Source organism: Bacillus sp. WC2507 (assembly GCF_052656125.1).
On record NZ_JBQXPN010000001.1, the window covers coordinates 4,054,291 to 4,069,021 of the forward strand.

The window sequence follows — 14,731 nt, forward strand, 5'->3', positions numbered from 1 at the left end:
TTTTCATACATTTTATTATATATTAATTACAGGTTCAAATTACGAGTTCAAAAGAACTTGTAATCAGACCCTTTGTTTAATGGGTTTTACATATTTTCATTAGGCAAATTCCGAGAAATCGTATGATAAAAATAAAAATGATGAGGAGAGGATCCGATGGAATTCGAATTTTTCTTTCAAATTGCACTTATTTTATTAAGTACAAAGCTTGCTGGTGATCTTAGTGTTAGATTAGGTCAACCTTCTGTACTAGGTAAATTAATTGTCGGTATCGTTATCGGTCCAGCTGTATTAGGTTGGATTGAAAATTCAGAGCTTCTAACACAATTAAGTAATGTCGGTGTTATTCTTTTAATGTTTATGGCAGGACTTGAAACAGACTTAGAGGAATTAAACGCAAATCGTAATTCTTCTTTAGCAGTTGCACTTGGAGGTATCGTTCTTCCATTCGTAGGTGGTTACGTTTCTGGTCTTATTATGGGAATGGAACAAGGAAATGCTGTATTTTTAGGATTACTTCTATGTGCGACAAGTGTTAGTATTTCCGTACAAACACTTCGCGATTTAGGAAAGATGAAAACACGTGAAAGTACAACGATGCTTGGTGCTGCTGTATTTGATGACATTCTTGTTGTTATTTTATTAGCATTTGCAATGAGCTTCTTAGGTACAGACGATGTTAACTTAACAATGGTTATCTTGAAGAAAGTTGTATTCTTCGCTTCTATTATTTTAATCGGATGGAAAGGTGTTCCTGCGATTATGCGCTGGTTATCACCACTACGCGTATCTGAGTCTATCGTGAGCGCGGCTCTTATCATCTGTTTCTCATTCGCATATTTCGGCGAACTATTAGGAATTGCTGGTATTATCGGTGCTTTCGCAGCTGGTATCGCTATTTCTCAAACGAACTACAAACATGAAGTAGAAAAGAAAGTAGAACCAATTGCTTACGCTATGTTCGTTCCAGTGTTCTTCGTAAGTATCGGTATGAATATTACATTTGATGGTATTGGCAATCAAATTTGGTTCATCCTAGCTTTAACAGTCATCGCAGTATTAACGAAACTAATCGGTTGTGGATTCGGTGCACGAATGACTGGATTTGACGCTAAGTCTTCTGCAATTATCGGTGCTGGAATGGTTTCTCGTGGTGAAGTTGCACTTATCATCGCAGGAACAGGACTTTCTTCAGGTCTACTAGCACAAGATTACTTTACAGCTATCGTTATTGTCGTTATTTTAACTACAATGATTACACCACCAATGTTAAAATACACTTTTGGTGCAAAAGATAAAGCACTGAAAGCAAGTAAATAAGTTTCATATAATAAAAGGAGATTGCTACCTTATAAGATAGCAATCTCCTTTTTATTGTATCTTTAAACAATCCCGTTCTTTTTCAACCATTTTTCAAAAATAATTCGTGCTTCTTCATCATCAATATCATTACGAAATGAATACACCATAATACCATAATCATCTATATATTCACCTAGCTTCATTTCCTCCACTTTCTTATAAAAATTGCCTGCCTCATAGTGCGGAATATAAGCATCCCAAACTGGTTCATGTAGTCTTTTGTATGCCGTCACCTCTAAATCATGTCCATCTTCATAATATCCGATGTGATAATGTTGACTAGGATCTTATTTCTTCATAATAATTCCCTCCCTTTGAAAATTTATCATATTTCACATAATAAACAAAAGCGAGCTGTATATTACAGCTCGCTTCATTCATTAAATACGTTCCATCGCCGTCTTCAACGTTCCAACAACGAAAGCAATTTCTTCACTTGAAATAACAAGTGGTGGTGCTAATGTTAAGACGTTATTATATCCTGCTGTTGTCATGCCGTTTCGTCCTATAATTAAACCTTTTTCTTTACAAGCATTTACAACACTTGCAATTTTATCGTTATCAATTGGCTCTTTCGTCTCTTTATCATTTACTAGTTCGATTCCAACTAGTAGACCTTTTCCTCTAATATTTCCAACTAACGGATGTTCCCCGATTTCTTCTTTTAATTGCTCTAATAAAAGCGAGCCCATTTGTGCAGATCGCTCAATTAAATTTTCATTTTCCATAATCTCTAAGTTTTTAAGCGCTAATGCACAAGCCGCAGGATTTCCACCAAATGTATTAATATGACGGAAGAATTCATATTCTCCCTTCCCTTTAAATGCTTCATATATTTCTTTTTTCACAGCTGTAGCTGATAACGGTAAATATGCACTCGTGATCCCTTTTGCCATCGTAATAATATCTGGCTTTACATCATAGTTCATAAATCCAAACGCTTTTCCTGTACGTCCGAAACCGCAAATCACTTCATCACTAATGAGTAGTGCACCGTGTTTTTGACACGTTTCATGAACAGCTTTCATATAGTCTTGTGGCGGCATTAAAATGCCTCCGCCCGTAATAATTGGTTCCATAATAAAAGCTGCAATCGTTTCACTTAATTCCCATGTCATGACACGATCTACTTCTTTTACACATTCTACATCATAAATGTTCTCTGTTTCTATTTCAGGCATACGATAACAATCTGGCGGCGTTACATGTAAAAATCCTGAAGCAAATGGCTCATATTGATATCTACGTTGTGCTTGTCCCGTCGCTGCCATCGTTGCCATTGTATTTCCATGATACCCGCGGTAACGTGACATAAATTTATAACGATGTGGTTCACCTTTTTGAGCATAGTATTGCCTTGCTATTTTAAAAGCTGTTTCATTCGCTTCCGAACCACTATTAGAGAAGAAAATAACATACTCTCCTCCAAGCCACTCATTTAATTTTTCTGCAAGCTTTATAGCCGGTTCATGCGATTGTGACATCGGAAAATATGATAATGTTTGTAATTGCTTATAAGCCGCCTCTGCGAGCTCTTTTCTTCCGTATCCACTATTCACACACCAAAGACCACTCATTCCATCTAAATATCTTTTTCCTTGTATATCTTCAACCCAGCACCCTTCTGCTTTTGCCCCTATCATTGGACTATTTGGACTAAAGGGACGCATTCCGTGCCACACATATTGCTCGTCTTTTGCTAATAATTCATCAGTCTGTTTCGTTTTCATCATTTCTTCCACCTTCCATAACAACTTATTTTTCACAAAAGCTGCGCTGGTGCCATGATGATTTAAATTTCTCCCTGCTTATTTTCATTCCACAAAATTAAGACAAATCCTACTTACAAAGCAGTATTATTTACAAGAAAATGACAAAAGAAAAAGGAGCTTTTCTTATCTATCGAAAAGCCCCTCTTTTTTAATGCGAGGATGCATCACTAATACCATGTCCAGTATTAGATTTCACAAGAATTTCATCAAATTTCGCAGCATCTTCTTTCTTACTAGATAAAACGGTTCCTAAATATGCTGCCAGGAATCCGAGCGGAATCGAAATAATTCCAGGTGTCGTATATGGGAATATCGCTTCCCCAACAAATATAGCTTTTCCAGCTACAGGGTTCCAAACATTTGGACTTAACGCTACAAGAACAATTGCTGATACAAGACCAACAATCATACCAGAGATGGCACCTGTTGTATTGAAGCGCTTCCAATATATTGTGAATAATATAACTGGCAAGTTTGCACTCGCTGCAACCGCAAATGCTAATGAAACTAAAAATGCTACGTTCAATGTTTGAGCAAATAACGCTAATATAATAGATAATACCGCTACTCCAATAGACGCATAACGAGCCATGGACACTTGCTCTTTTTCCGTTGATTTTCCTTTGCGAAGAATCTCATTATAAAAATCATGCGCGAATGCTGATGCCGCTGTTAATGCAAGTCCTGCCACTACAGCTAAAATTGTTGCAAAGGCAATGGCTGATACGAAAGCAAATAAGAAATCTCCACCTAACGCTTTAGCTAATAAAGGTGCTGCCATATTACCAGCAGGGTTTGCTTTCATAATTGCCTCATTTCCTACAAACGCCGCTGCTCCAAACCCTAAGAAAATTGTCATAATATAAAATGCACCAATTAACCACGTAGCGTATACAACAGATTGACGTGCTGTTTTTGCATCACGTACTGTAAAAAAGCGAACAAGAATATGTGGTAATCCTGCAGTACCAAGGACTAGTCCTAAATTTAAAGATAGCGTATCAAGACCATCTTTATACTTTACTCCTGGATTTAAAAACGAATCTTTTAATGGTGTAGCTGTTTTCATTTGCGCAAACATTTCAGTCACACTGAAATTAAATTTGGAGAAAACGATAACAGAAATAATAAATGTACCAGCCATAAGTAGTACAGCCTTAACAATTTGTACCCAACTCGTCGCAGTCATTCCACCAAAAATAACGTACACTGTCATTAATGTACCAACGATTAAAACTGATGTCGTATATTCGATTCCTAATAATAATTTAATAAGTGCACCAGCCCCAACTAATTGTGCAATCATATAAAAAATCGAAATCGTCATCGTATTAAGTGCTGCAACTCCGCGAACTTTTTTCGCATCAAAACGCGCCGCAATCATATCTGCTAACGTGTACTTCCCTAAATTTCTAAGCGGTTCTGCGACAAGGTATAGAACAACTAAATAAGCAACTAAAAAGCCGATACTATAAAAGAATCCATCAAACCCAGTTAACGCGATCGCCCCGGCTATACCAAGAAATGACGCAGCAGACATATAATCTCCCGCAATGGCCAGCCCATTTTGCCAACCAGTTAATCCCCCTCCAGCCGTATAAAATTCACTCGCATTTTTCGTTTTTTTCGATGCAAAATAGGTTATGACTAGCGTACCAAGGACAATAATTAAAAATAGTGCAAACGCAGTCGTATTCAAGTTCAGCCCCTCCCTTTTTGCATATCTTGTAGAATTTTTTGCGAGATTTCATCAAATGATTCCGCCTTTTTGCTATAAATCATACATAATGCCCATGTCATAATAAATTGTGCGAAAGCAAATACCCATGCCCATGTAACATCACCAAATGCTGGTGTATTGAGCACCTTTGAATACGATGTTAAAATAGGTAGTGCAATAAAAAAGCTTAAAAAGAAAATACTCATCGGAACGATAAACTTCTTTTTCGTATTTAATAGCAATTGAAATTCTTCTGACTGAACAACCTCTGTATAATTCACCTCATTTTGTAACTTACGTGCTGACGTATCATCTCGTTTCATTCTCCGATCCCCTCTCTTACTAGAAATACAATTCCCCCTTGTATACCTAAAGACTAAATTTTATAAATATTCAGAAACTTATTTTCATTTTAGACAATCCATACATTCCTGCAAAGATTTTTCGATAGACATTTTTCGGCATTTTTCCCTAAGTTTTTAATATACTTTTTCAACATAAAATTTTTACTTTTCAACCCGTACCAATCGAGCTTTTATTCTCGTTAAAATAAAATAAAAAGTAGCGCTTATCGCACTACTTCTGTCTTTTTCTCTTTTTCTAAATTACGAGCTGTTTCGCTTAATTCAACGTCTTTTCCATCTTTAAGTGTTCCAAATAGGAAATCAAATACTGGATTTGAAACACCAAACCAAAACTTTTCATTTTTATAATGGTGTAATATGTGCTGTTTTTTTAACCATCTTCCAAACTTAGTGAAAGGACGAATTGGCTTATGCGCAATATAATGTTTCCATTCATAAACGAGAAGCATGATAATCATTCCGATTCCGAATGAAAGTGTAATAGTAACACTTTTTGTTATACCGTATGATATAAGTAAATATATAGTAAAGCTAGGTATACTAAACCATACAGGCAAAAATAAAAGTTTTAAATCATCTGGATATACGTGATGATCATAATGTAATCTTCTTAACATTTTTAATAAAAATACGTTTTTAGGTGGCTTTAAATGGAATAAAAACCGATGTGTCATATATTCGTTAAGCGTATAAAAAACAATACCAAACAAACACGCTAACATACCGATCCATGTAAAAAATTGCATTTTTAAAATAATGATGAAAATAATTAGAATACTATACATAATAACGATATCATGTTGTAAAAAGAACTCTTTCCCCACTCTCTTCATCTTTCTTCCCCTTTTCCAAAAAAACAGCCGCAACATATCGTTACGACTATTTCTTTTATTTTCTATTCTTATTCTATTCCCTTTACAAATTTGCCTGTTGCTCTATTGTCGAGAAAAAATTATTCGATCCAAATATATTTTGCTTCGGAATAATATGTTCCACCGCAAACACTGTTACTTCTCCTCTTTGTACCTCTCCAATAATGAGCCCAAGTACTTCATGATTTACCGCAAACGTTGGTTGCTTTGTTTGTAGTAATCTTGCTGCATTATGAAATACCGCTTCATATAGTGGATTCCTATCAGTAATTTCTTTTCGGATTTTTGGTGCTAACGTAATAATAATTTCTTTTCCGTCAATAGTGGTTCGATACATAAAAATCTCCCCTTCAATCTTATGTGAACAACTGTAAAGCTTTGTATGCAAAATGGATAGAATATCCTACTAAAATAATACCTGCTCCGGCTGTTATATAGCCAAGTGCTTTTTGCTTTAATAAAGTTCTGCCAAAATGGACAGAAAAAGCAATATTTAAATTCCATAAAATAATACCAACGATAATACAAAGGCTGTACAAAAAGGCTTCTTGTTTCGTTACCTTGGTAAGCAATGAGCTAAGTGTACTTCCGTATATACCAAACCAAAAAACAAGATTTAATGGATTGGATATCGCAATTAAAAAACCTGCCATAAACGATTGTTTAAGGCCACCTACCTCTTCTTTTTTATATTCCATATTCGAGTGGAAGATTCCTTGTTTTACACTTTGAAATCCTAAATAAAATAACAAGAAAAACCCTGTACAATACATAAAAGCTTGTACATATGTATACATAAATACAGAAGATAAACCGAAATAGATGAGAAGCATAAACAAAATATCTGCAGTCATTCCACCAATTCCAACAACCCATGCATGCCAAAAACCTCGTTCAATTCCTCGTTTTAACATTTCAATATTAATCGGACCTACTGGTGCAGCTAATGAAATACCTAATACAATTTGTTGTATAATCGCTCCAAACATAGCTCTATCCTTTCTACTTCCTTTACTATTAAGTAATGATGTAATGTTTAAAAATAGACTAGCTTTCATCAAAATATTTACTACTAAAATACCCTTTTTTATCCAAAATATGCAAAAGAGCCATCCCGATGATGGCTCTTACTTTTCTATCCTATGAAGAAAAGGGCATTTTCCTTTTATCGGCTCTACATCGTCTCCTATGAAGTATTGTTTCCATTCACGATGATCCGGATCACCATAATGACTAATGTTAGGATGTTTCGGCAACTGATCCCACTTTTCAACTCGCTCCCGGACCGTTTGTCTTGAATATGCTCCTTTAGGGCGATCCCCTTCTAATCCATCAAAGATAGTCCGTGGCTGAAACCCAATAACGAGAGAATTCCCTAAATGCCTAGTTTTTCGTTGTTTATAAGCTGGCGCATTTCCAAATGCGAATATCGGTTCCCCACCAAATGAAAATTCCCATAAGTAATGGTCTGGGTCTTCAGGAATTTGCTTCGGCCATGTTTGATTATCGTTTTCATGTAAATATTGTAGTACTTTCCAAAAGTAATCACGATAATATTCAAGTGATTGTTCTTCACATTCCGGCTCTACAAAAAGAAAAAAGCCTCTTCTTACAATTGGCCGCTCTTTCATTAACTCTAAAAAAGATAACATTGTATGTGGCAAATGACTCCAATCATTATGAGAAAGAAATGAATAACGAAGTTCATTCTTTTTCAAAGCTGTTAAGCCGAAATAGCACGGGAAAGTTGGTTCTAGCACGACACTCGAAAAATTTTGAAATTCTTTTGTAACCCAATTTGGTATGTCAGTTCTCGTTCTCATTCCTTCATTATCTAATAAATAAGACTCATTCATTCTTTCACCTCATTATGTATAGCATTCAATTAAGAATATTACATACTCGGCCTGTCCTATACCTATTTAAAAATTCGGCTGAAAAATTATTTAAAAATACAAAAAAATAAAATCGCTTACTTGACTAATTTCTACCAATTCGTGTATATTTAAATTAATCATTTAGCAGAATATTCAAGATTATAGCATTTTTAGTTTATCTTATCTTTTAAATGAATTTCACTAAATGAAAAAAGCAAATGTTTTTAGGAGGAATTGTAACATGCAAGGAAAAGTAAAATGGTTTAACAACGAAAAAGGTTTTGGATTTATCGAAATGGAAGGCGCTGACGATGTATTCGTACATTTCTCTGCTATTCAAGGTGACGGCTACAAAGCTTTAGAAGAAGGCCAAGAAGTATCTTTCGATATCACTGAAGGAAACCGCGGACCTCAAGCTGCTAACGTAGTAAAACTTTAATCCAACATATGACAGGAGGTTACCTTACTTGGTAACCTCCTTTGTTATTCCTTTGTATATTTCCGTTTTACAGAGCAAAAACTATGTGAAATGCGCAATATACAAAGGAGGAAGTAATAATGGGATCAGAAGTAAATGATTTTGAAGAAGTGAAATTCCGTGTAGAAACAGCACAAAAAATGGTAGGATCAGCGACAATTTCAATGGATCCAGATACATTAGAGCATGCTACTACTGCTGTAGAAGAAGCTCGCTCTCAGCTTGAAATTATGAAATCTGTTGCGACAGATTTAGACGAGCCCTTTCTAATGAATGAGGAAAAGAAATTAAGCAAGTGCGAGCATCAATTAAATGAAGCGAAGCATTAAAAAAACATCCAGAGAATGTTCTCTGGATGTTTTTTATGACAACTGTTCTCCATACTTTTTCAATGTTTCTCCAACTGTACATTGACGTATACAAAATGAATGGGCGTAATATTTACTATTTGTCTTCCGATTATGTTCTCGCAAAAAACACCCTTCACAATATGTTTCTAATAAGTCATTTACCTCTGTAATGAGTTGCTTTTTATCCACCGTTGCACCTCTCTATTCGGTTATTTCTTTATGACTATCGATAACTGTTCCTTCTAATGCTTGCGTTGCTAATTGATGTGCTTCTTTATTTTGTTTTCTAGATATTGGCTCACATACAAGTTTTAATTTCATTTGCTTCGCTTTTTGCTCAATTTGGTCTAAATAATGATTTAAATGCTCATCATAGCAAGGCCATTCCCCGGCCAATTGTTGTAATACCACTTGAGAATCACCGCGAAGTGTAACTGCTTCATACTTAATGCCTAATTCCTCGAGTATATTCATACCGTATAATAATGACGCATATTCCGCTTCATTATTATCATATATACCTTCTATATATGCATTACGGCGAATTCGGTATTTTGTATTTCCTTTTTTATAGTATACACATATACCTACTCCAGCTTCTTTCGTCTGTACATCATAGCCGCCATCAAAATAAACGAGTATTTCTTGGGGTTCTTCCTCCACTTGTTTGCTCAGCTTCTTCATTTCCTTTAATGACCATTCTGCATCCATTTCATCGTAAAATAATAATTCTTTCACTCTTCCTGTTTTCTCGAAATCCTCCGCAAATTGCAATACATCTTCTATGTTCATATAATCTGTCATTAATTCCGTCTGCAAACCGCTTTTTGTTTTATACAACCAATGAATTTTATATTTCATACTAGATTCCCCTTATGTAAGACTTCTTATATGTATCCAGCTAATGAAAGCCTCACTTTATTTTATTATATTTTATCAAGAGTCGAAGAATTATATTCAATATTATCACATGCAAAAAGAGCTATCCCTATAGGAATAGCTCTTTCATCTATTGCATAAATCTTTCAAATCGTACTCGCTTATTAATCCAGTACATTACAGGCATACCGATCGCCATGACAACAAATTCACCGACTGCACATGTTAACCAAGACAACATAAACGGTAACCCCAATGCAAGATGAAGTTCAATTGCAATCATAAACATTGTAATTGTAAAAATAACTGTATTAAAAATCATACGAGCCCAAACACCTTTAATAAATCGCATAGATATAATCGTTGCAACTAGCGCCAGAATAGATTGCCCTACTCCAAATACTAAATCGTAAGCGATCATAGGTGAGAAAAAGAGATTCGTTAAAAATACACCTAATACAATTCCGTAAATTGCTTTCTTATTAAATACAACAAGATGATTAAACATCTCTGAAATACGAAATTGTACATTCGTAAAGCCAAATGGCTGAATAAGCATAGAAACAGCAATATATAATGCCGCTAAAATACCATTACCGACTAATGTTCTAATATTCATGACAAAATCTCCTTAGTTTTTTTACGTGGGATGGTTTCGAACCACGTTATTCGTTTTTTAAGCAACAAGATTATATTCTACGCAATACACACTCTTTCGTCAATAGATTCCTATCATGAACTACCTTTTTTCTTTTAGACAACGTATAATAAAACATATGAAAGATTTAGGAGGTTTCACTTCATGACAGCAACAATTCAAAATGAAAAAGTGATCGTTTCCATTTCTGACAAAGGTGCAGAATTACAAAGCGTTCGCTTAAAAGAAGATAACACTGAATACTTATGGCAAGGCGATTCTACTTATTGGGGGCGCCGCGCACCAATTTTATTCCCAATTGTCGGCCGATTAGTAGATAATACATACTACGTAGATGGTAAACCATATTCTTTAACACAACACGGCTTTGCTCGTGATCTTACATTCTCTGTACAAGAACAAAGTGAAACGAAAATCACTTATATTGTAACTAGTAATGAAGAAACATTAAAAAAATACCCATACGAATTTGAATTACTCGTTTCTTATGAGCTAGACGGACAAATCGTCCATGTAACATATGAAGTACATAACCCTGCTTCAAAAGAGATGTTCTTCTCAATCGGAGCACATCCTGGTTTCAACTTCCCCTTATTAGAGGGCGAATCATTTACAGATTATCATTTAGCATTTAATGGTTCTGAACGCTTAGAAACAAGCGTATTAGAAGGACCTTATCTTTCAAGTAAAAAGCAATTAATCGCTGAAAATACGAATGAATTACCACTTACATACGATTTATTTAAAAATGATGCGCTTATTTTTGAAAATATGAATACGGATGAAATCTCTATTCGTTCTCATAAACATGATAAATTTGTAAAAGTAGAATTTGACGGATTCCCATTTGTCGGCGTGTGGACACCAGGCGAGAACGCACCTTTCTTATGTATTGAACCTTGGTACGGAATTGCTGATGAAATAAATCCAGCAAAAGATTTTAAGGAAAAAAAAGGAATTCAATCTTTACAAGCGAATGAAACATTTACATGTCGTTATAGTATTACAATCGGCTAAGTTACTCTATCCCCTACTTCAAAGAAACATTTAAGTAGGGGATCATCTTATCATTTGGAGGTTTCACATTTTGATTGAAGTATATATTGATGGTGCATCAAAAGGAAATCCTGGTCCTTCTGGTGCAGGGGTGTTTATTAAAGGGGTGCAACCAGCTGTACAATTATCATTGCCCCTTGGGACAATGTCCAATCATGAAGCAGAGTACCACGCTTTACTTGCGGCATTAAAATATTGCACGGAGCATAATTATAACATTGTCTCATTTCGTACAGATTCGCAACTTGTTGAGCGAGCTGTTGAAAAAGAATACGCAAAAAATAAAATGTTTGCACCACTATTAGAGGAAGCACTGCAGTACATAAAAAGTTTCGATCTCTTTTTTATTAAGTGGATTCCAAGTAGTCAAAATAAAGTCGCTGATGAATTAGCTAGAAAAGCTATCTTACAAAATTAACGGGGGTATGGGTGTGAAAAAAGATTGGATTGCTCCTCTTGCTTTATTATTTGTCTCTTTTATTTGGGGAGCTACGTTTGTTGTCGTTCAAAATGCAATGTCTTTCGTTGGTCCATTTACTTTTAATGGTATTCGCTTTTTATTCGCCGGAATTATTTTATTATTCGTTCAACTGATTTTCTCAAAAAAAACTTCAAAACAAGATATAAAACAGAGTAGCCTCGCTGGACTAATCGTTGGATTCTTTTTATGTGTTGGCTATGTATTACAAACATTCGGCTTACTTTATACAACTTCTTCAAAAGCTGGGTTCTTAACAGGGCTTAGTATCGTTATGGTACCAATTTTGTCTTTTATCTTTTTAAAACAAAAAGCTACCCTTTTTATCGTAATTGGCATTGCTGTAGCAACAGCAGGATTATACTTATTAACGGCGGGTGATTCTTTTCAATTAAACATTGGAGATATACTCGTTCTCGGCTGTGCAGTAGCTTTTGCTGCCCATATTCTTGTTAACGGCTTCTTCTCTAAGAAAATATCACCTTTATTACTAAGCACATCACAAGTATTAGCCGTCGGTATGTTTTCTTCTATTTGCGCCTTTTTGTTTGAAGATTGGGAAAAATTATTTTCAGTAGCACTATGGACGAATTCTTCCTTTTTATTCGCCCTATTTCTAACTTCCTTATTCGCGACATCCATTGCTTTTTTCATCCAAACATCAGCACAAAAACATACTTCTCCAACGAGAGTAGCAATTATTTTCGCAATGGAGCCCGTATTTGCTGCATTAACAGGCGTTCTCGTTGCAAACGAACAACTTTCTATTTCTGCTATTATCGGATGCCTATGTATTTTCCTAGGCATGGTTTTTGTTGAATTACCTTCCAAAACAAAAAAAGAAGCGCAGGCTGCGTGAAGTTACCCTTGTAACTTCCGCATAAAAGCCTTAGCGCTTTTTTTATCTGTAATTTCTTCTTCTTTCAATCGTTCTAATAACGCAACAAAATAACTCCCATCAAACTGTAATTGATGTTTAATTGTCGCTTCTATTGCCGCGTTCACAATTCCATCAGACGCACCAGTATATCCTTGTCCGAACATAATAAATCCTTGTGCTTCCTCTGATAATTTAAATCCTTTCGTATGTAAGAATGAAAGATAATCTTCTACTGTTTGCATGTTATTCCCACCTACTCAAAAATTCTCCATCTCCTATCATACATGTTTTTACACGCTAAGAGAATGAAATTTATTTGACAACTTTGTAAATCTATCGTCTACTTCGCTTGCAATGAAGGATTTCCCATCAATCTAACGGAATATGTACAGTGGAACTTATTTCATATTAAAGGGGAGACACGATGAAACAAGCACTATTAATTATCGATGCTCAGCAAGAATTAATGGATGGAAATGAGCAAGAAAATGAGGTTTTTCGTAAAACCGAGCTATTATCTACATTAAATACAGCTGTACAGAAAGCAATAGATTCTAATGCTCTTATTATTTTCGTAAGAGATATCGATGTTGCTTCTGGTAGTGGCGTGGGCTTTGAAGTACATAATCAAATTCAAGTACCTCAGTCTGCGACCCTTATTAATAAAGCAGCAACCAATTCATTCTATGGCACTTCTTTACTTGAACTTTTAAAAGAAGAAAATATTAATCATATTGTTATTGGTGGATGTAAAACAGAACATTGTATTGACACTGCTGTTAGAACAGCAACTGTACAAGGCTTTGACGTCACATTAATTAAAAACGGTCATTCAACCACTGATTCTAACGTGTTGTCTGCAGAGCAAATTATTGGTCATCACAATAAAATTTTACATGGGCATTATAACGTTGATCATTTTTCAGTTGTTAGAGATGTCGAAGAAGACCTTTTTCAACCTATTCATGATCAATATCGTGATTAAATTAACTGTAAAAAAGAATCCTTTTCACGAAAGGATTCTTTTTTACCCAAAAATTTGTGCTGCAATACTATAGAGCCCATTATTCCTTTTTAATAATTGATCACTATTTCTCATCATAATTGGTGGTGTATTAACCTTTTTAAAACCAGCAACCTCTAATTCTTTCATAAAATTGTTCTTTCCTTTTGGTACATCAATTCTCAATTTACCATTATGATCTCTTGCTAAATGATGAACAATTCGCATTGCCATCGCATCATTTTTAGCAACGACTGGTCCTATTATTTTATTTTCTGGTGTTTGTACGCTTAAACCATATCCTAGTACATTTTGTTCCTTACCCTTCACAACGATACACTGTTCACTTTGTATAATTCTTTTCTTTAAAAACTCTTTTCTATTTGTTCCAAATGCATATTCATCTATTTTTATTATTTCTTCTAAATTCCCCTCTTCATAATCCATCATATATTCTTCATTTCCTGCATATTTATGATTCGCATTGTATGAGTTACATATGTATTTAGAAACATCGCTCACTGCCCTGAACCCTAACTTTTCGTATAAAGGCTTTCCCTCATCCGTAGCAATAAGCATAATTGGAGTTCGAGTTGATACGCTTTTAACGCATGAATCCGTTATTACCTTTCCAATTCCTCTTCCTTTATAATCTGGATGTACAATTACCATTCCGATAGACGCTAACGTCTCTCCATATAATATAATTGCAGCGCTCGCAATAAGTTCCTTCCTCTCATTCCACACACCGTATACAATACCTGAATTAAAAATCGTTTCGATTTCTTCTCTATTATAATCCCAGCCAATATAAGAAGATAATGCTACAATATCGCCTATTTGTTCGTCCCTAAGACGCTCCACCTTAATTTCCAATTCAAGCATACTTCATCCCCTTATCTAGACATTTAAATCATTATTATCAAATCAACTCGTACATGTTTCCCTTTATTTGTCACACACATATCCTATTTTGACCAA

20 protein-coding genes and 1 riboswitch are annotated in these 14,731 nt (G+C 35.0%); of the genes, 7 read left to right on the forward strand and 13 right to left on the reverse strand.

Features of this window, described 5'->3' with window-relative positions; all coding sequences use genetic code 11:
• Positions 1–156 precede the first annotated feature (156 nt).
• Positions 157–1,320, forward strand: coding sequence for a cation:proton antiporter (locus ACUN28_RS21360; RefSeq protein WP_016088559.1), 1,164 nt, complete (start codon positions 157–159; stop codon positions 1,318–1,320).
• Between the two features lie 62 nt (positions 1,321–1,382).
• Here the strand turns inward: ACUN28_RS21360 and ACUN28_RS21365 are convergent, their stop codons facing one another.
• The 8 genes from ACUN28_RS21365 to ACUN28_RS21400 form a co-directional block, all read right to left on the reverse strand.
• Entirely contained in the window at positions 1,383–1,628 is a 246-nt protein-coding gene (locus ACUN28_RS21365; protein WP_098505911.1) for a DUF3986 family protein, read from the reverse strand.
• A 114-nt stretch (positions 1,629–1,742) separates the two neighbouring features.
• A complete protein-coding gene (locus ACUN28_RS21370) occupies positions 1,743–3,092 on the reverse strand; it encodes an aspartate aminotransferase family protein (protein WP_142327825.1) in 1,350 nt (449 codons plus the stop codon).
• Positions 3,093–3,282: 190 nt separating this feature from the next.
• Complete coding sequence (locus ACUN28_RS21375) at positions 3,283–4,833, reverse strand: solute symporter family protein (protein WP_445423416.1); 1,551 nt, start codon at positions 4,831–4,833, stop codon at positions 3,283–3,285.
• Between the two features lie 2 nt (positions 4,834–4,835).
• A complete protein-coding gene (locus ACUN28_RS21380) occupies positions 4,836–5,177 on the reverse strand; it encodes a DUF485 domain-containing protein (RefSeq protein WP_016088563.1) in 342 nt (113 codons plus the stop codon).
• Between the two features lie 245 nt (positions 5,178–5,422).
• Positions 5,423–6,052, reverse strand: coding sequence for a sterol desaturase family protein (locus tag ACUN28_RS21385; protein WP_088083522.1), 630 nt, complete (start codon positions 6,050–6,052; stop codon positions 5,423–5,425).
• 82 nt (positions 6,053–6,134) lie between these two features.
• Positions 6,135–6,428 (reverse strand): hypothetical protein, encoded by a 294-nt coding sequence (locus ACUN28_RS21390; protein ID WP_016088565.1) that lies wholly within the window; start codon positions 6,426–6,428, stop codon positions 6,135–6,137.
• A 19-nt stretch (positions 6,429–6,447) separates the two neighbouring features.
• Positions 6,448–7,080: a LysE family transporter gene (locus ACUN28_RS21395; RefSeq protein WP_016088566.1), complete on the reverse strand. Its 633-nt coding sequence runs from the start codon at positions 7,078–7,080 to the stop codon at positions 6,448–6,450.
• A gap of 138 nt (positions 7,081–7,218) precedes the next feature.
• A complete protein-coding gene (locus ACUN28_RS21400) occupies positions 7,219–7,947 on the reverse strand; it encodes a YqcI/YcgG family protein (protein ID WP_016134041.1) in 729 nt (242 codons plus the stop codon).
• Positions 7,948–8,209: 262 nt separating this feature from the next.
• Here ACUN28_RS21400 and cspB point away from each other — a divergent pair, with 262 nt between their 5' ends.
• Positions 8,210–8,407 carry a cold shock-like protein CspB gene (cspB, locus tag ACUN28_RS21405; protein WP_001161731.1) on the forward strand — a complete coding sequence of 66 codons (198 nt, stop codon included), beginning with the start codon at positions 8,210–8,212 and terminating at the stop codon, positions 8,405–8,407.
• A 119-nt stretch (positions 8,408–8,526) separates the two neighbouring features.
• Entirely contained in the window at positions 8,527–8,775 is a 249-nt protein-coding gene (locus ACUN28_RS21410; RefSeq protein ID WP_016088568.1) for a DUF2564 family protein, read from the forward strand.
• A gap of 33 nt (positions 8,776–8,808) precedes the next feature.
• Here ACUN28_RS21410 and ACUN28_RS21415 read toward each other — a convergent pair whose 3' ends face one another.
• The 3 genes from ACUN28_RS21415 to ACUN28_RS21425 form a co-directional block, all read right to left on the reverse strand.
• Entirely contained in the window at positions 8,809–8,985 is a 177-nt protein-coding gene (locus ACUN28_RS21415; RefSeq protein WP_000358801.1) for a zinc-finger domain-containing protein, read from the reverse strand.
• 12 nt (positions 8,986–8,997) lie between these two features.
• Entirely contained in the window at positions 8,998–9,657 is a 660-nt protein-coding gene (locus ACUN28_RS21420; RefSeq protein ID WP_088083521.1) for a ribonuclease H family protein, read from the reverse strand.
• Between the two features lie 148 nt (positions 9,658–9,805).
• A complete protein-coding gene (locus tag ACUN28_RS21425; protein ID WP_016088570.1) occupies positions 9,806–10,294 on the reverse strand; it encodes a QueT transporter family protein in 489 nt (162 codons plus the stop codon).
• Between the two features lie 6 nt (positions 10,295–10,300).
• Positions 10,301–10,345, reverse strand: a riboswitch (PreQ1 riboswitch).
• A gap of 132 nt (positions 10,346–10,477) precedes the next feature.
• On the opposite strand from ACUN28_RS21425, the gene ACUN28_RS21430 reads away from it, so the two are divergent.
• The 3 genes from ACUN28_RS21430 to ACUN28_RS21440 all read left to right on the forward strand — a co-directional run bounded on the left by ACUN28_RS21430 (position 10,478) and on the right by ACUN28_RS21440 (position 12,726).
• The gene (locus ACUN28_RS21430; protein WP_098404961.1) at positions 10,478–11,350 is read left to right on the forward strand and encodes an aldose 1-epimerase family protein; all 873 of its coding nucleotides are present in this window, start codon (positions 10,478–10,480) and stop codon (positions 11,348–11,350) included.
• Positions 11,351–11,420: 70 nt separating this feature from the next.
• Entirely contained in the window at positions 11,421–11,807 is a 387-nt protein-coding gene (locus ACUN28_RS21435) for a reverse transcriptase-like protein (protein WP_000573873.1), read from the forward strand.
• 13 nt (positions 11,808–11,820) lie between these two features.
• The gene (locus ACUN28_RS21440; protein ID WP_016088572.1) at positions 11,821–12,726 is read left to right on the forward strand and encodes a DMT family transporter; all 906 of its coding nucleotides are present in this window, start codon (positions 11,821–11,823) and stop codon (positions 12,724–12,726) included.
• Between the two features lie 2 nt (positions 12,727–12,728).
• On the opposite strand, the gene ACUN28_RS21445 is transcribed toward ACUN28_RS21440, so the two are convergent.
• Positions 12,729–12,989, reverse strand: a complete 261-nt coding sequence (locus ACUN28_RS21445) for a DUF6123 family protein (RefSeq protein ID WP_088083520.1) — start codon at positions 12,987–12,989, stop codon at positions 12,729–12,731.
• 182 nt (positions 12,990–13,171) lie between these two features.
• Here ACUN28_RS21445 and ACUN28_RS21450 point away from each other — a divergent pair, with 182 nt between their 5' ends.
• Complete coding sequence (locus ACUN28_RS21450) at positions 13,172–13,732, forward strand: cysteine hydrolase family protein (protein ID WP_098505906.1); 561 nt, start codon at positions 13,172–13,174, stop codon at positions 13,730–13,732.
• Between the two features lie 42 nt (positions 13,733–13,774).
• On the opposite strand, the gene ACUN28_RS21455 is transcribed toward ACUN28_RS21450, so the two are convergent.
• Positions 13,775–14,635, reverse strand: a complete 861-nt coding sequence (locus tag ACUN28_RS21455; RefSeq protein ID WP_016088574.1) for a GNAT family N-acetyltransferase — start codon at positions 14,633–14,635, stop codon at positions 13,775–13,777.
• Positions 14,636–14,731: the final 96 nt, after the last annotated feature.

Coding starts and splice junctions, on each gene's coding strand:
- ACUN28_RS21380 (WP_016088563.1), bottom strand. CDS start 5,177: ATGAAACGAGATGATACGTCAGCACGTAAGTTACAAAATGAGGTGAAT.
- ACUN28_RS21455 (WP_016088574.1), bottom strand. CDS start 14,635: ATGCTTGAATTGGAAATTAAGGTGGAGCGTCTTAGGGACGAACAAATA.
- ACUN28_RS21360 (WP_016088559.1), top strand. CDS start 157: ATGGAATTCGAATTTTTCTTTCAAATTGCACTTATTTTATTAAGTACA.
- ACUN28_RS21390 (WP_016088565.1), bottom strand. CDS start 6,428: ATGTATCGAACCACTATTGACGGAAAAGAAATTATTATTACGTTAGCA.
- cspB (WP_001161731.1), top strand. CDS start 8,210: ATGCAAGGAAAAGTAAAATGGTTTAACAACGAAAAAGGTTTTGGATTT.
- ACUN28_RS21410 (WP_016088568.1), top strand. CDS start 8,527: ATGGGATCAGAAGTAAATGATTTTGAAGAAGTGAAATTCCGTGTAGAA.
- ACUN28_RS21450 (WP_098505906.1), top strand. CDS start 13,172: ATGAAACAAGCACTATTAATTATCGATGCTCAGCAAGAATTAATGGAT.
- ACUN28_RS21385 (WP_088083522.1), bottom strand. CDS start 6,052: ATGAAGAGAGTGGGGAAAGAGTTCTTTTTACAACATGATATCGTTATT.
- ACUN28_RS21370 (WP_142327825.1), bottom strand. CDS start 3,092: ATGAAAACGAAACAGACTGATGAATTATTAGCAAAAGACGAGCAATAT.
- ACUN28_RS21400 (WP_016134041.1), bottom strand. CDS start 7,947: ATGAATGAGTCTTATTTATTAGATAATGAAGGAATGAGAACGAGAACT.
- ACUN28_RS21420 (WP_088083521.1), bottom strand. CDS start 9,657: ATGAAATATAAAATTCATTGGTTGTATAAAACAAAAAGCGGTTTGCAG.
- ACUN28_RS21445 (WP_088083520.1), bottom strand. CDS start 12,989: ATGCAAACAGTAGAAGATTATCTTTCATTCTTACATACGAAAGGATTT.
- ACUN28_RS21430 (WP_098404961.1), top strand. CDS start 10,478: ATGACAGCAACAATTCAAAATGAAAAAGTGATCGTTTCCATTTCTGAC.
- ACUN28_RS21425 (WP_016088570.1), bottom strand. CDS start 10,294: ATGAATATTAGAACATTAGTCGGTAATGGTATTTTAGCGGCATTATAT.
- ACUN28_RS21395 (WP_016088566.1), bottom strand. CDS start 7,080: ATGTTTGGAGCGATTATACAACAAATTGTATTAGGTATTTCATTAGCT.